Origin of the sequence: Mesorhizobium sp. B2-3-10 (assembly GCF_006442275.1) — a bacterium.
Lineage (GTDB): Bacteria > Pseudomonadota > Alphaproteobacteria > Rhizobiales > Rhizobiaceae > Mesorhizobium > Mesorhizobium australicum.
The window spans coordinates 503,087-518,531 of sequence record NZ_VFVT01000004.1; the positions used below are offsets into that span (position 1 = coordinate 503,087).

Consider the following 15,445-nt stretch of genomic DNA (forward strand, 5'->3'; position numbering starts at 1 on the left):
ATGCCGGTCCGCCACCTCTTCCGGGTCTCGCCGGCCTGTTTGCGGCCGCAAGCTGCGCAATCCTGTGATGCAACGGCGCCCTGGTAGCCCCATCGACGCGCCCAGCGACAATGATCGCCGGCTGACCGGGCCATGTGAAGCGAGGACAAAGCCATGAGATCGCCATCGACATCCGGCGCGACGACAACTGGGAAGGTGCGGGCCACGTCGATCGTGTCGCGCCTGGACGGGATCAGCCTGCAGCGCGTGGCGCTCTGCGATCGGGCTGCCATCAAGACGTTGCTGCTCGATCCTGAGCAGGAACAGTTCGCCGGCGACGTGGATGTGGTCTTTGACGGACTGCAAAACAGCCGCTATCCGCAGTTTGAGCACCCCCTAGCCATTGTCGCCGCCGACAAGACGGTCGGCTTCTTCATTCTTCGCGAGAGACTTGCATTGCCCCTGTGGGCGCCAAACGACGCGGTCACATTGCACAGTTTCCGCGTTTGTCGCACCTTGCAAGGTAGGGGTTACGGCCGCGCCGGAGTGGATCTGGCGATCTCGTGGCTGCGGCGGAAGCGCCCCGGGGTCAAGCGGCTGATGCTTGCCGTCAACATCCGCAATGCCGCGGCGAAATCGGCCTATCTCAATGCGGGTTTCAGCGACACTGGTCAAATCTTCCACGGCCCAATCGGCGATCAAACCATTCTGACGGTAAGGATTCCGCGCGGCTGCGGCTGAGCGTCGCCGCGAGTGCGGGCTTTCCATTTTGGCAATGCAGGTATACTAGGTATATTATGATTGATGGGAGGAAGCTATGCGACTCGTGACGCAGCGGTTTGCCGATTTTGCCTGTGATGCGGGGCGCCGGGACCTGCCTGATATGGTCATCGAGAAGACTCAACGCGCCATTCTCGATACGATCGCGGCTCTCCTCGGCGGCGTGCCGACCGAGAATGCGCGGCTGTCGCGCATTGCCGCCAGAGCCTGTTTTGGAGCAGGTGCGGCACATGCCTGGTTCGCCGAGGCCGGGCTGCATCCGCTCGGCGCCCTGTTTGCCAATTGCGCTGCGGCGAGTTCGCTCGACGTCGATGACGGCCATTGTCTTGCGGCGGGTCACCCGGGTGCTGCCATCGTCCCGGCCGTGCTGATGGAAGCGGCAAGGCTGGGCAGCGATGGTCGTGATGTGCTCACCGCGACCGCGCTAGGCTATGATGTTGCCCTGCGCATCGCCGCCGCCCGCCGCTTCACCGATACGATGAGCTTTGCCAGCGGCCAATGGACTGGCTTCGGCGTCGCGGCCGCCATCGGATGGCTGCGCGGTATGCAAGTCGACCAGCTCGCCCATGCACTCGCGATAGCCGGCGCCGAAGCGCCGCAAAACCTGCCGCAAGGCGATTGCCAGGCAAGCTCCGTCAAGGGCAGCAGCCCGTGGTCGACGGTCTCGGCGGTCTTCGCCGCCGGCCGGGCCGAGGCTGGCATGAGCGGCTCGATCGATTTGCTGGACCGGGCCCACGCCTATGATGTCGGCGCCCTAACCGCCGACCTTGGCAGCCGCTGGCTTATCGCCGAGACCTACCTCAAACCCTACGCCGCCTGCCGCTATACGCACCCGGTCATCGATGCCGTGCTCGCGCTCGTTGCGGATCGTGATCCAGGGCTGCCGATCGACCGCCTCGTCGTGGAGATCTTTCCAGAAGCGCGGAAACTGCCCAACGAAATCGCACCGAAGTCGCTCGAAGGCGGACAGTTTTCGGTGCCTTTCGCCGCGGCATTGGCCGCACTGCGCGGCGCGGCCGCCTTCCGCCCCTTGCGTCCGTGCTCGCTCATAGATCCGGAGGTGGTGGCGCTCGCGGCGAAAGTCGAAATCCGCTACCCCCACGACCTGGCCGGGATTTTTCCGCGGCGCACGCCAGCGCGAGTGACCATGGTTGCTGGAGCGCGCGAGCGCGTCATTGTCGTGCCCCTACCGCTGGGCGACGCCAACAACCCGATGGATGACTTGGCCTTAGACGAAAAGCTGCACGACCTCGGCCGCGACATCCTTTCGCGTGCCGAGCTCGATCAACTCATCCGGTCCGTGGGTTTGCTCAAGCAGGGAGAGATCGCTCCGTTGCTCATTTGCCTGGCGCCTCAACCAGGCGCCGAACAGTGAACGCCCTGCCGCTTATGCATTCGCTTTCCGCTTCGCCCGCGCCGGTTTGGGCGGCGGGGCGGCTTTGCGGCCGAGCCCGATCGATTTCGCCAAGGCGGACCGTTGGGCGGCATAGCTTGGCGCGACCATCGGATAGTCCTTGGCCAAGCCCCATTTGGCCCTGTATTCATCGGGCGTCATGCCAAGCAGACCCAAATGACGCTTCATCGACCTGAATTTTCGGCCGTCCTCCAAACTGACGATGTAGTCGGGAAAGACAGACTTCTTTGGGTTCACAGCAGCGACCGGCGCTGGTTTGGCGGCGATCTCCGGCTGCTCCAGCTTCAACAGCGCGGCATGCACGCTGGCAATCAGATCAGGCAAGCCTGCGGTCGGAACCGGATTGTTCTGGACATATGCGGCCACGATCTCGGCCGTCAAACCTATCGGGTCAAAGCTCTCGGTATTGGTCAATTGTAACTCCTGTATTGTCCCCTCGACTTCCCTATTGCGGAATTCGAGGATGCGCAACGACCGGACTTCTGATGGTATGGATCAGCAATGAAATGCGCTGCACGGGGATTCGAGACTTCCGCCTGGCAGTCAGACGAACAAACCTGCCGGCGCATATCGACATTCCAGGTGCCAAAGGCTCCGCGCCGGGGTCGACTTGTGATCTGGGCCTCGACTAAGCGGCGTGCCGGCGGCATGCCCGCTCGATGCATAGCCCCGCGAGGCAGCGGAGACCCAGCCTAGCGAAGCCCGGCGCTTAGCTCGCAGGCGCCTGCGAAGTTGGGAGCAGCTTTGATTTCAGCGAGCCGCTGTCTCAGGTAGGTACTCAAGTCCACCTCGCCGCGCTAAACATACCAAAGCCCGCCACTGAGGGGACAGTGGCGGGCTTTGTTTGAAAGCTGTTCGACCAACTCTCCGCCGCTCCTGTCCGGGGGGTGTCGAGGGGCGCCACCGAATGGACTTGGGCCGATACAATCGGTTCCCGCCGCAAGCAAAAAAGCCCGCCGGCGTGATCCAGCGGGCAGGTGGTGAAAGGCAGATGCTCCGGTTAGTCGATCGCGCCTGAGACGGTGATCGGCGAAGAAGTCGCGGCCGTAGCATCGGACCAACGTTCACGCTTGGTCGGGATGGGTCTCTGGTAGGTTTTCATCGTCGCGCAGCTCACGCGCCGCCCTTGGTTGGGCCGGATACGATGACCAACTGGGCTGCGATGCTGCCCAAGCGCTCGCGCTTCTCCAGTTCTGGCCATTTGTATGTCTTCTTCCATAGTGGTGCTCATCACGCCTGCGGCGTTGCTGGTAGCAACGACGTTGAAGCCGGCGTTGGTCAGCGCGAAATCGAGGTCAAGCAATATGACAGGCTCGTCTTCGACCACTAGGACTTTGCCGTCATGCATCATGGACCATCCATTATACGTTGGCCGCCCTAACGATGAGAGGATGGCTTAGCTCCGGCCCTGTTTGGGAGATCCCACCAGCGGCAAGTGCGGGCAGGATGATGCACAACGGGCCGGCGTCATGTCGGCTTGTCCAGCGGCGCCCTTCTGGTTGGCGGCTTGTAAGCGCTCACCAGCCTGACGACAGCGGCGTCGACTGTGACTGGAGCGCCCAGGTTCACCGTCACGCTGTTTTCGTCGATGTGGATGACGTTGCCAATCAACTCGATATGCTGCCCCTTCTGTACCTTCGTTGTGTGGTCGATCACCGAGTGGGGTTGGCCATAGGAGGGGATGGAAACGCTCACCCGGTCCTCAGTGACCCGCTTGCGCACGGTGGCGGTGATTACGACCTCGTCGCCGATTTTGATGCCCTTTGCCATAACTATGACTCTGGAGCGGCCAATCATTTCGTCAAGCTACTGCTAATATATTGCGTTCGCAGCACCAGGGGTCCAGGCTGATCTCTGCGCGACAACAAACGCGTCGGCCGCCGGGGCGGCATGAGCTTTCTCTACCCCCACCAGGTGAGTATCCGCTCTGTCTCGGTTTACCGGAAGCTACAAGTGCGCTCCTGGCCTCGCCCCGGAACGTTGTGGCCGAGAGCCATCTGCACCTCGGCCAGGAAGTTGCCCAGCTCCTCGTCCCGCGCCTTGGCGTGCACCGCAGCACCACCGCGGCGGCCTTCTGAATGGCCCACAGTGGGAAGACTGAGCAGATGTGCACCCAGGGGTTGAGCGCTACCTAGCTCGCGGTCGACCGGGAACCGGAGCTCCGAATGCTGGAGCGGCTGCTTTAGCCGTCCGGCCGGCTCCTTTCAGCGTCCAGCAGTTCCTCTTCGGTTATCAGACCGTTGATAAAACAGCTTGAGCAGGTGTGACGCGATGCGCTAGGCCTGCTGCGAGTCAAGGGGCGTGCGGTTCTCGTGAATACAATACGGCACACGTGAGAGAGCATATCGATCTCGCAAGGCCCCAGCACTGACCAGGGTACAACATAACCTTCCTCCTCGAAAGCTACGAAACCCGGACAGTGCGACGGCCGTGTGAATGCCACACTTGATTTGGCTTCATCAAGGGCGGTGTCAGGCGCGGTCCGTGTGTACTCGGGACGTGTGGCTGTCGGCATGGCCGCGCTAGAAAGCCCTATCCTGTCTTCAAGGAGCAGCATCGCTCTGAGCTCAGGACGAGATTGGCCAGTACAAAACCGACCGCAAGCGGTAGTGTTGGACAATCAGGGTCAATTCATCGGCACGGGACATTAGGAGGACGGACGTGACCAATTCCACAGGGAGTTCTTTGGGCGTCGCTGTCATTACCGGCGCATCCTCAGGAATCGGCAAAGCTTTTGCCGAGCGCCTGGCCAGCGACGGCTACGACATCGTGCTCGTCGCCCGCCGACGGGACCGGCTCGAGTCGGTAGCCCGCGAGATCAAGGCCGCTGGCGCCTCCGCGGAAATCATCGTCGCCGATCTGGCGCAGTCGCATGGCCTCGACATGGTGGAGCAGCGAATCCAGGCCGGGGACGTGTCGCTACTCGTCAACAGTGCCGGGTTCCAGACTTACATGCCCTTCGTCGACCTGTCGATCGACCGCGCCCAGGAAGAGGTTGCGGTGCAGGTAACTGCGGTCATGCGTCTGTCGCATGCGGCACTTCCTGCGATGATTGCGCGCGGCGAAGGCGCCATCATCAATGTCTCTTCCCTGCTCTGCTTCAGTGGAAGCTTGAAATCCCCGTTCATGCCGAAGCGCTCGGTTTATGCCGCCACCAAAGCCTTCATCACGATGTTCAGCGAGCTTCTCGCGGCTGAACTGCAGGGCAAAGGTATTCTCGTCCAGGCGCTTTGTCCCGCCGTCGTCAGGACAGAATTCCATGATATCGACGGCAAGCCGGTCCTCAGGCCCAATGTGCCGGTGATGGAGCCGGGTGACGTCGTCAACGCATCCTTGGCTGGCCTGCGGCAGGGTGACACGATCTGTATCCCGGCACTGGAGCAAGTGGGTAAGCTCTCCGCTGTCGGGGACGCAAATCGCGCCCTGTTCGATGCCGGTCGCGGGGCTGAACTAGCGCCTCGATATCGCTAATGCCAGGCGACAGGTTGGCTGACGTGTCAGCCCCTTCCTTGGGCTCATGGTCGGTTCCCAGGTCCGAGCGTCCCCAACGCGGACGGGCACCGGTTTGCCGCGCCAAGCGCGGCGAAACTCCGGCGCCAACCTCTAGCGTATATTGGTACTGACCGCCAATGGCCGTTCTGGGCCCGTTCTGTCCCACTTGAGCACCAGAGCCCGGTGGAAGTGCCGCCAGCCGCCGACGCGGCCGTTCACCCACAGGGTGCTCAGCTTGCGCTGTGAACGGGCGGGATAGGCGCAAGCCGCCGTTCGGCGCGGAACACCAAATGCGGCCCAGACGAGACAGCCCGATCGGCTGCGGGCAGGCTGAAGATGATCATCGCCGTTGCTGGTCTAGCGCGTTCTGCATAAGGCGGAAATGCCCTGATGTGACCGCAAGCCGCAACGAAGCTCTGCTAGACTAGTCTGTAGAGGCAATGGCGTTGGGAAAAGCGCGATATTCTGAAGCGCCGCTCGAAGTGCCGACCAGCACGACCGCGGCTTCCCGCCCGACCGTGCGCTGCGCGACCAACTTTCGCAAGCCGGTCAAGGCTGCCGCGCTCGACAGTTCGAGATAAAGACCGTAGCGCGCCAGCCGCGCTTGGTCGTCGTAGGTCGGTTCCTCCTCAACGGCAACTGCCGATCCCCCGCACGCGGCAATCGCCTCAACGGCCTGGTAGGTGACCGTCGATCCGCCGATCGACGTCAAAGCCGAATGACCTTCGAAGTGGCCGCGGTAATCGGCGCCCGCAAGTACCCTTGATATGCGTGCGAAGGGCTCGACGGCATGGATGCGGGGCGGCTCGCCGCTGAGACCGGACCTTTGCAGATCGCGGTAGCCGCGCGCGATGCCCCAAAGCAGATCCGCCCGCGATGTCGGAACGACAACGTCGCTGCATGCCTGGGCGCCAAGCTGAAGAAACAGCTCGAAAGCAAGCGATCTGTAGCCATCCACCCCGAACGGATTGCTGCCTACTGCCGGAACAATGAAGTTGGTGGCCGGATACCAGTCGCCGGCGCGGACGCGATCGGCGAGCACCTGCCAGCGGCGTTGCGGTGTTTGCGCGGCCAGCAAGGTCGCGCCGTGCATTTCGATCGCTCGCCGCCAGTTCGGGTTCATCTCAGGCGTGGTGACGATCACGCAGTCGAGCCCCGCCTGAGCCGCGTAGGCGGCAAGTGACACGCCGGCATTGCCGCTGGAGGCGGCGGCAACCGTCGAGGCGCCGCTCTGCAACGCGCGCTGGACGACAAACCGGCTCATGCGGTCTTTGTGCGACCCGGTTGGATTGGTGCCCTCGTTCTTGACATGGAGCGCGCGGACGCCGACCTCATGTGCAAGCTCGTCCATCCCCACCAGGGGTGTGTTGCCCTCACCCAAGGTCGGACAGGACGGGTAGACCTGCCATTCAGAAGGCCGCTCGAGGCAGCAGGGGAATTCCTCATACTCTATCGCCAGGCTTGCCGGCATGTTCTGTTCAAGACAGGCCGGGCAACCTTCGAAGTAATCCGCCACGGCAAACACGGCGTGGCAGCGAATACAGCGCATCCCACTCACGCGCGGATTGAGCCGAGGCTCCGAGCTAAGCATGTGCCAGCCGATTTGGTCGGGTGTCCAGGTCGGCCATCACCTTGAACAGGCAGTCGCCGGGCTCGGTAAGCGATGGCGCCCTGCGGCACGCGACGAGTCCGGAGCTTTCGAAGAGCAGCGTTTCGGGTTCGCGCGTCGGCAGGTCGGGAAAGTGAATGTGGCCGGCAAGCTGGCCGCCGACCACCTCATCGCAGATATCGGCGGCCGGCTCGAAGATACCGCGCTCGCGGGCGTAGACGAAGGCGCTATGGCCTTTGACGGTCATGACCCGCGTCGGCGGAGCCGGTTGGACGACGACCTCGCGCAAGATTCCGTGGCCTTTCAGCAGGCGCTTCAATCCAGATTCGGCGAGCGCCAGACCTTCTTTGGACAAGGTCGCACCGCCGCCAAGCTCGGTGGTTAGAACCAGCGCGCCCCTGTCCTGCGCCGCCGCCGCCAGGGTGGTCAGTCCGCCACCCCCTGTGCCATCGCTGACAAAGCTTATGGGGGCGCCAAACAGCCGCAATAGACGCAGCAGTTGTTCATGTTCCTCGGCGGTCCGCCCCGGCCGCACGAGCGCGCTCGGCACATAATCGAGTGAGCGCCCTCCAGAGTGAAGATCAACGACGATGTCGGCCATCGGGATCAACACCTCGCACACGTAATGGGCGATCATCTGGGTGGGCGAACCGGCGGCATCGCCGGGAAACGTACGATTGAGATTGCCTTGGTCGAGCGGCGATACCCGGCGGCCGGCGGCGACGGCGGGAAAGTTAAGCGCCGGAAGGATGATCAGCCGCCCCGAAACCTGGTCCCGGCGGATCTCGCGGGCGAGCTTGCAAAGGGCGATCTGGCCCTCATACTCGTCGCCATGATTGCCAGCGATGAGCAGCGCCGTTGGACCGCCGCTATTTTTAATGCAGACCAGCGGTATGGGTACGAAACCGTAAGCGGACAGGTCGGTCGAATGCGGCAGCCTCAGACAGTCCGACTGCTTGCCGTCGGCCTCGTAGTCAACCGGGGTCCAGATCCGTGTCTCAGCGGCCATGTCTACCTTCTCCATTCAGCGAAGCATCTTGTCCAGGAAAAGCCGCGTCCGCTCCTGGCTTGGCGCGGTGAAGAAGGTTGTCGGGGACGCGAGCTCGACAATGCGTCCCTGGTCCATGAAAACGATCTGGTCGGCGACCTCGCGGGCAAAGCCCATTTCATGGGTGACGCAAAGCATGGTGGTGCCGTCCCTGGCGAGGTCGGTCATGACGTCGAGCACCTCCTTGACCATCTCCGGATCAAGCGAAGAGGTCGGCTCATCGAACAGCATGATCTTGGGATTCAGGCACAGCGCGCGAGCGATCGCGACGCGCTGCTGCTGGCCGCCGGACAGCTGGCTGGGATATTTGTGTGCCTGGTCGGCAACCCTCACCCGTTCGAGATGGTGAAGCGCCATGCCTGCGGCGCCGGTCTTCGATTGGCCGAGCACGCGCTTCAGAGCAAGGGTGCAATTGGCCATCACCGTTAAATGCGGAAACAGGTTGAACTGCTGAAACACCATGCCAATCCCGCGCCGCAGTCTCCGCAATTGCCTGTGGTCTCGACTGAGATCCACGCCACCAACCCGAACCGCGCCTTTCTGAAAGGTCTCCAGGCCATTCAGGCATCTGACGAGCGTCGATTTTCCCGATCCGGAGGGACCGCAAATCACAATCCGCGCGCCCTGCGCCGCAACGAGATCGACGTCCTTCAGAGCGTGAAAGCTGCCGAACCATTTGTTGAGCGCTACCGTCTCCAGCGCTGGCGGCTGGGCGGATTTTGGCGCGCCAGCTGCCTGCCCGATATCGGTGGTTTGGGAGCTGCCCTGTCGCATGAGCTCATTCATCTTCTACTCGGCCCAAGCAGCTGGCGTTCAATCCGGCCGACCAGCCATGCGACCGCGAGCGCGAGGAGAAGGAAGGCAATGCCGGCCACAGTCAGCGGTTCGGCATAGCGGTAGGTGTCCGAGGCGATATCCAACGCCTTGCCCAGCATCTCCGGTACGGCGATGACGGCGAGGTAGGGCGTAGCCTTCAGGATCGAGACAAAGTAGCTGCCGACCGGGGCCGCGACGTTGCGCAACATCTGGGGAGCCAGGATGAATACCACGATGTCAGTCTGGCTCAGTCCCAGCGCCTTGGCGGCTTCGGCCTGGCCTGCAGGAATAGCGTCGATGCCCGCCTTGAATACCTCGGCGAGATAGCCGCTGAAATAGACGCTCAGTGCCAGTGTGCCGACCAACAGCGCCGGCAGCGTGATCCCGTAGTGCGGCAGCACGAAATAGAGAAAATAGAGCCATGCCAGCACCGGCGTGGACCGGATGAAGTCGATCATGAAGCGCACCACATAGCCGGCAATGGACGCCGCCCGCCTGGTGATCTCGAGGCAGAAGCCCAGCGCCGACGCTCCCGCGCAACTCGCCAGCGCCACGCCGATCGTGGTTCCTATGACGCTGAGGATGGTGGGGACGGTCGAGAGGGCGAATTCGAGATCAAAGGTCACTGGATAACCTCGTTGCCACGCCGATGCGCTGCTCGACCCATCGGCCAAATAGCGCGACTGGGTAACAGACTACGAAATAGGCGAGCAGAAGCGATGTGTAGACGCCGACGGGATTGTATTGGAGCTCGGCGATCTCCTTTGCCCGAAAGGTCATGTCCGTCAGCGTAACGAGGGAAACGAGCGCCGTTCCTTTAACCAGCTGGATGAACTGGTTGATGAAGGTCGGTGCCATCCTGGTCAACGCTTGAGGGAGTTCGATCAATACAAGGATGTGGCGTCGCGGCAGGCCGAGGGCCGCGGCAGCTTCCATCTGCCCCCGGTCTAGCGACTGAAGTCCGCCTCTGACGGCCTGGCTGGCGTATCCTCCCGCATTGAGCCCCAGCACCATGGCGCTGACAATAGTCGCTGGCATTTGGATACCAATGATAGGGAGCGCATAATAAAAGACGAACAGCAGTATGATGACTGCGGAACTGCGCCAGAATTCGATGATGGCGCTGACGGCGATGCGGGCGATGCCGCGTGTCAGATACTGCGCCACGCCGAAGATCAAGGCGAAGGGCACGGCAAACAGCAGGCCCAGTAGGGTTACCGTTGCCGTGGTCCGGAAGCCGGCGAAAATTCCGACCAATATCTCAACGATAGTCACGCCTGCACATCCCTGATCCTGCCGCTCCGTGCTCCGAGAGCCTGACCGTCCGCGCTGATGCCGCGACGTGTCTTGCCGCCGATCCCCGGGGCGTCCGGTCAGCCCTGCCCCGCGCAAACCTGCTCACTGGTCAGATCCGGTGCTGCCTCCTCATGGCTGAAGCCGTTCTTGGCCATGATGTGGGCCAGGGTTCCGTCGCTCTTCAAGAGTTTGAGACGGGAATTATACATGTCACGAAGGTCGCCATCCTCCTTGCGGAAGGCAATAGCTGAATAGCCGAAGCGTTCCTTGCCGTTCTCCTGCAGGCCTTGGAACGGCAATGCGCGTTCGATGCCGTTGACATTTGGGTCGGACAAGATGCGAGCCACCGTCGGCGCTGAAAATGCGGCGACGTCGATCCTGCCTGTGAGCAGAGCCGAGACATTCGACTGTATGTCGGGAAACAGCAGCATCGTGCTTTCGGGGACACCGGCGGCCGCAGCATTCTTGGCCGTCACGCTGCCTCGCCCAATCCCAAACCTTATCTGAGGATTTGCTGCGATCTGAGCATAGCTGTGGACGTTCTTCGGATTGCCCTTGGCGACCAGGGCGGCGTCGGCGATCTTCAGATCGGGGTCGCTGAAGGCGACGAGCTCACATCGTTGCGGCGTGATGGCGAGTCCGGCCGCGATGGCATCGAACCGCTGCGCCGTCAGGCCGGGAATAAGGGCGCCGAACTCGGTGACCACGATTTCCACCCGATCGACGCCGAGGCCTTTGAACGCAGCTTTGATCAGGTCGGGGTGAAAGCCTTCCGGCTCGCCGTCGGCACCGCGGTATCCCCACGGCGCGCCATTCGAAATGCCGATCACGATCTTGCCCTCGCGCAAGACCCGCTCACCTGTCGTTTCAGCCCTGAGGCTGTTCGCGCCTGCAACGAGAATAGCGCAGGCCGCCGTAGCAGCAGTTGCCATTTTCCTGAGCAGTCCGACCGTGTTGGGCATGCGGTGTTCTCCACGTCAACGTCGAGGTTATCAGGTAGACCAGGTATATCAGGTATGTCAAGATCAGGTGAAGGATAAGTTTTATTTTTGTTAAATCCGCGTTCGGCGCTCCGGCCTGCGTGGGGATGGACATCGCCTTATCGCTGCGCTAGGTATTCCTAGTATACCTTGCGAGGGCGAGAATGGCCGGACAGATCGGGACTGCTCTTCATGAAACCGTACGGCAGGAGATCACGCGCCGGGTGCGGGATGCGCAATACGGTGCCGGTCAGCCGCTGCCTTCCGCCGCAGCGCTGGCCGAGGACTTTGGCGTCAGCGCAATCACCATCAAGCGGGCGCTGCGGGATCTTCAGTCGGCCGGAATCCTGCGGTCGGTACCCGGGTTGGGGACCTTTGTCCGGGAGCAGCGACGGTTCATTCGCGATCTCGATTTTTCTCTTACCTCCTATGACAACGCCCTGCGGCTCGGCCTTAAGCCGTCCATTCAGCTCATCTCGTTGACGCGCGAAAAAATACAAGACCCAGCCTTCGACGTGCTTGAGCCGCCCACTGGATTGATGCTGTGCGTGCGCAAAGTGATCTTAGCCGACGACACACCAATCATGTACGACACATCCTATCTGCCTCACCCGGTGAGCGATCAGATGCTTGAGGAGTTCAGGGACAAATTCATCGGCGATGTCCTGCGCGAGCACGGCACGCGCTTCACCAAGACCAAGCTGCTGATCGATGCCGCGCCGGCCTCGAATGAAGCACAGCAGACGTTCGCGCTTCCGAACGGATATCCGACCCTTCGTCGCCTCTACAGGCTGAGCACCACCGAAAGGTCTGTTTCGGTGTTCGGCATAACCGAATCTCCGTTCGACCGGCTGGCTTGCGTGGTCGAAATCGACGCCGATCACGCAACCCCCAAGCGGCGGACGAGAACCGACCCGGCGTCCGGCTGACGCGACGAGCTTTAGATCAGGAGCAGGCAATCATGCTTCCAGTTTCACCCTCACCCGATGTTGCGGTGGCCGAGCTGACCAGGCGGCTTGCCGCGGTGCGACGCGAGATGGCAGACGAAGATATTGACGCGCTGGTCCTCACCGACCAGAAGAATGTCGAATACTTCACCGACTACAGGACCTTGTCCTGGGGCTATCACTCGCGCCCCTTGTTCCTGGTGATAGACCATCAGGATGTCCGCGTCATCGCCAACAGGATCGAGACCAGAAATCTCGAAGCGCGGCACCGACCCTTCGCGATCGTGTACTACGCGGGGTATCTGGCCGAAGGCGCGCAAACCATCGTCGAAGCGGTCCGAACCGGCGACCTGGCCGCCACTGCACGGGTCGCGGTTGACTATGGACAGGACATGGCCGGTCGCGGTTCGCTGGAGATCGTCGACGGCTTGAGGGCGCGCGGGCACAGGCTTGAGAGCGCGGTCGATATGCTGTGGCGAACGCGCATGATCAAATCGCCGTTCGAAGCGGATCTAAAGCGCGTTTCCTTCGAGATCGTCAATGCAGCTTTCGACGATGCTGTTTCGCAGGCGCGTCTCGGCATTACCGAGGTCGAGCTTTCCCGGCAGATCCAGGCCCGCATCATCATGAACGGCGCCGACCGTGCCGATCCGATCGCCATGACATTCTGCAGGGGCGAGTTCAATTACGGCCGCCCGCCAGGCCTGCATCCCCTGCAGGCTGGCCAGTATGTGTGGACGGATTTTCGCTCGACCTATGGGGGCTACCCTGCCGACAGAAACCGCATCGCTCGCGGCGGGGCGCCGGAAAACTGGGAGATAGAGGCCTACGAACGAACGCGTGCGCTGACCGTGGCCCTTGCAACAAGCGTCAGGGCCGGGATGACGTGCGGGGATGTTTTCGGCGCCTTCGAGCAGCTTTGGTCTGACGCCGGCCTTCCGCCCGCCTATGGGCTTGTTTCACGTATCGGGCACGGTGGAGGTCTCGATGTCACAGAACCTCCGTCCATCTCCAAGGCCAATCCAGAAACGATAAGACCTGGCATGATCTTGCACCTGGAGCCCAAGCTGGAGATCAATGGCGCTGTCTTCCAGTTCGAAGAGGTCATCTATATCCGCGAGGCCGGGGTCCAGTTTTTGAGTGAGCTCTCTCCAGAGCAGTTGCCAATCATCAACTGAACTGAGTTGGCTGGCCCACAGATGTGCGGGACCAGCAAAGCACCCGCGTGCTGAGGAGCTGACTGTCGTCAGGCCAGCGACAGGAAAAAGGTCGAAGCCGGATGTTTTGCAACCCCGGTAGATGGTTGGGTAAACGGGTGCGCACGAGGGACCAGCAACCTACCGAGCGACCCGCCGAACGCGAGCGACGCCATGAAGCCACTGATCATCATATGCTCGGATCACGCGGAGTTCTATCTGATCCTGAGCCACATTCTTGCGGTGGACGGCTTTGAAAGCGCGTTAGCAACCAATGTCGACGAGATGCTCGAGTTGGCCGCCGAACTGTCCGTTCAGGCCTTGCTGTTGGACTGCCGGCCGGACAATCAGATGGCGGATAGCTGCGCCCGGCTTAGACAGGATGACAGGACCAGTACCCTTCCAGTCATCGCCTTGATTGCGCCCGGTGCGGAACCCCAACACATTGTGCTGCTGAAATCGGGAATCGATGAGAGTTTCATCAGACCGCTGGCGCCAGCCAAGCTGCTGGACTACCTGCGATCCAGGCTCGGAGCCGACCGGCGCTCGCGATTGCAACTGCAGAGCGCGCTATCGCTGAGCCATGGCGACATAGAAATGCAGATCGACACGCATCATGTACGCTGCAGCGGTCGGGAAATCGAGCTGGGGCCGATCGAGTTCAAGCTGCTGCGGCATATGCTTGAGCACCCGGGGAAGGTGCTCAGCCGTGAAGAACTGATCGGGGCTGCTTGGCCCAGCAATGTCTATGTCGGCCCGCGCACGGTCGACGTTCACATCAGTCGGCTAAGAAGATCGATCAAGCAGTCTCCTCACCACGACGTCATTCGCACCGTCAGACTGGGTGGATATGCGCTTGAAAGCCCAACAGGCTAGAGCGCTTCTTCCGTGCCTCAACGGCCGGGCGGCCGAACGGAACCCGAAGTAATGCGGCCGCGCGGTTGATGGCCAACCATAGAACCGTGTGTCGGCCGAAATCGAGAGTCCACCTTGTTGGGCGAGCGCGACTGCTCCGTTGCCTACGGTATATTTTTGTCCCGCCAATCGGATTCGCTCCGCGCGCCCGCGGTCCCTCAGATATTTTGCGTCTCCCAATGGGTTCGGCAGGCCCAGGGCAGATTTTCCCAGCCTGGTGGCTCGCGCCTTCTGAGCCTGCGGCTCGAGAGCCTGGTGATGGCAACTTCCGGGTTGACGGCGAGGCTCCGCCAGCGGCACCCAAATTTTCGACGCCATGGAACTTTGCCGAGAAAGCAAGGTTCACGCCTTGGCGATGGCGACCGGGCCTGTCGCGATCTCGGAAAGCAAGGAAAACCTGGCCCAATGGGAGCAGCTTGCTATGAAACACCAGACACTTGAACAACTGAACGTTATCGCGGAGGTGAACGCGGAATATCCAGCAATGACTCGTAGGCAACGCCTTGAGCGCTGGGCAAACCTCCTTGAACACCAACCAGATCGATGCCTTGGAGCGCTCCCGGGCACGGAATATATGAGCCCCCATGACCGCAACGAAGCGCGTTGCCTTTCGTCGCCGATCAGCGTTGCGTTCGAAGACCCAATTCTGAGGGCGCAGGGCCTGGAGGACGATACTTATGGTGCGGCCCGGAAGTTTTTCGAACTGTCCAACTGGCAATTGCACGACATTGTTTGCCATTGTCATGTCGGCGCAACGATGAAGGCCGGATGGGTAGCACTTCGTGTTCGCGCCGCTATGAATGGCGGCATCTTTGCAAGGCTGGGTGCGTTGCTTAGGCCTTGATGAAGGGATTCGACGGGGCTCATTCCTCAAGTCGAGATGCTCGACCACCGCCGAAGCGTCAGCGGCGGCCGCGGAGGTCGTGAGCGACCAGGCGCCGCTCACCTGTCACCTGGGCGGAGATGAAGAGAA

Annotated in this window: 16 protein-coding genes; 7 read left to right on the forward strand and 9 right to left on the reverse strand. The window is 61.7% G+C overall.

The features are described 5' to 3' along the window. The first annotated feature begins 153 nt into the window (after nucleotides 1-153). Both FJ943_RS15090 and FJ943_RS15095 read left to right on the forward strand, forming a co-directional pair. A complete protein-coding gene (locus FJ943_RS15090) occupies nucleotides 154-720 on the forward strand; it encodes a GNAT family N-acetyltransferase (RefSeq protein WP_140716014.1) in 567 nt (188 codons plus the stop codon). A gap of 76 nt (nucleotides 721-796) precedes the next feature. Beyond that, nucleotides 797-2,134, forward strand: a complete 1,338-nt coding sequence (locus tag FJ943_RS15095; RefSeq protein ID WP_140722526.1) for an MmgE/PrpD family protein — start codon at nucleotides 797-799, stop codon at nucleotides 2,132-2,134. Nucleotides 2,135-2,146: 12 nt separating this feature from the next. Here the strand turns inward: FJ943_RS15095 and FJ943_RS15100 are convergent, their stop codons facing one another. From FJ943_RS15100 to FJ943_RS15110, 3 genes are all read right to left on the reverse strand, one after another. Continuing rightward, complete coding sequence (locus tag FJ943_RS15100) at nucleotides 2,147-2,587, reverse strand: MucR family transcriptional regulator (RefSeq protein ID WP_140722665.1); 441 nt, start codon at nucleotides 2,585-2,587, stop codon at nucleotides 2,147-2,149. A 586-nt stretch (nucleotides 2,588-3,173) separates the two neighbouring features. Next, nucleotides 3,174-3,524 carry a hypothetical protein gene (locus FJ943_RS15105; protein ID WP_140722529.1) on the reverse strand — a complete coding sequence of 117 codons (351 nt, stop codon included), beginning with the start codon at nucleotides 3,522-3,524 and terminating at the stop codon, nucleotides 3,174-3,176. Between the two features lie 116 nt (nucleotides 3,525-3,640). Beyond that, entirely contained in the window at nucleotides 3,641-3,943 is a 303-nt protein-coding gene (locus FJ943_RS15110) for a hypothetical protein (RefSeq protein WP_140619981.1), read from the reverse strand. Nucleotides 3,944-4,834: 891 nt separating this feature from the next. On the opposite strand from FJ943_RS15110, the gene FJ943_RS15115 reads away from it, so the two are divergent. Next, nucleotides 4,835-5,644 carry an SDR family NAD(P)-dependent oxidoreductase gene (locus tag FJ943_RS15115; RefSeq protein ID WP_181172988.1) on the forward strand — a complete coding sequence of 270 codons (810 nt, stop codon included), beginning with the start codon at nucleotides 4,835-4,837 and terminating at the stop codon, nucleotides 5,642-5,644. 445 nt (nucleotides 5,645-6,089) lie between these two features. Here FJ943_RS15115 and FJ943_RS15120 read toward each other — a convergent pair whose 3' ends face one another. The 6 genes from FJ943_RS15120 to ehuB form a co-directional block, all read right to left on the reverse strand. Then, the gene (locus FJ943_RS15120) at nucleotides 6,090-7,256 is read right to left on the reverse strand and encodes a pyridoxal-phosphate dependent enzyme (RefSeq protein ID WP_140661246.1); all 1,167 of its coding nucleotides are present in this window, start codon (nucleotides 7,254-7,256) and stop codon (nucleotides 6,090-6,092) included. Next, a complete protein-coding gene (locus FJ943_RS15125; RefSeq protein WP_140722532.1) occupies nucleotides 7,249-8,283 on the reverse strand; it encodes a succinylglutamate desuccinylase/aspartoacylase family protein in 1,035 nt (344 codons plus the stop codon). Before FJ943_RS15125 ends, FJ943_RS15120 begins: the two co-directional genes overlap by 8 nt. A gap of 15 nt (nucleotides 8,284-8,298) precedes the next feature. Continuing rightward, nucleotides 8,299-9,108: an amino acid ABC transporter ATP-binding protein gene (locus FJ943_RS15130; RefSeq protein ID WP_246671880.1), complete on the reverse strand. Its 810-nt coding sequence runs from the start codon at nucleotides 9,106-9,108 to the stop codon at nucleotides 8,299-8,301. Next, nucleotides 9,105-9,764, reverse strand: a complete 660-nt coding sequence (locus tag FJ943_RS15135; RefSeq protein WP_140722535.1) for an ABC transporter permease subunit — start codon at nucleotides 9,762-9,764, stop codon at nucleotides 9,105-9,107. The genes FJ943_RS15130 and FJ943_RS15135 overlap by 4 nt, the downstream gene beginning before the upstream one ends. Beyond that, nucleotides 9,754-10,413, reverse strand: coding sequence for an amino acid ABC transporter permease (locus FJ943_RS15140; RefSeq protein ID WP_140619992.1), 660 nt, complete (start codon nucleotides 10,411-10,413; stop codon nucleotides 9,754-9,756). Before FJ943_RS15140 ends, FJ943_RS15135 begins: the two co-directional genes overlap by 11 nt. A gap of 98 nt (nucleotides 10,414-10,511) precedes the next feature. Further along, nucleotides 10,512-11,396: an ectoine/hydroxyectoine ABC transporter substrate-binding protein EhuB gene (gene ehuB / locus FJ943_RS15145; RefSeq protein WP_224643165.1), complete on the reverse strand. Its 885-nt coding sequence runs from the start codon at nucleotides 11,394-11,396 to the stop codon at nucleotides 10,512-10,514. 182 nt (nucleotides 11,397-11,578) lie between these two features. On the opposite strand from ehuB, the gene FJ943_RS15150 reads away from it, so the two are divergent. From FJ943_RS15150 to FJ943_RS15165, 4 genes are all read left to right on the forward strand, one after another. After that, entirely contained in the window at nucleotides 11,579-12,343 is a 765-nt protein-coding gene (locus FJ943_RS15150) for a GntR family transcriptional regulator (protein ID WP_140619994.1), read from the forward strand. A gap of 32 nt (nucleotides 12,344-12,375) precedes the next feature. Further along, nucleotides 12,376-13,539 (forward strand): M24 family metallopeptidase, encoded by a 1,164-nt coding sequence (locus FJ943_RS15155; protein WP_140620123.1) that lies wholly within the window; start codon nucleotides 12,376-12,378, stop codon nucleotides 13,537-13,539. 192 nt (nucleotides 13,540-13,731) lie between these two features. After that, the gene (locus FJ943_RS15160; RefSeq protein ID WP_140661243.1) at nucleotides 13,732-14,433 is read left to right on the forward strand and encodes a response regulator transcription factor; all 702 of its coding nucleotides are present in this window, start codon (nucleotides 13,732-13,734) and stop codon (nucleotides 14,431-14,433) included. A 460-nt stretch (nucleotides 14,434-14,893) separates the two neighbouring features. Further along, on the forward strand, nucleotides 14,894-15,316 hold the full coding sequence (locus FJ943_RS15165; protein ID WP_140620125.1) for a hypothetical protein: 423 nt from the start codon (nucleotides 14,894-14,896) through the stop codon (nucleotides 15,314-15,316). The last annotated feature ends 129 nt before the right edge of the window (nucleotides 15,317-15,445 follow it).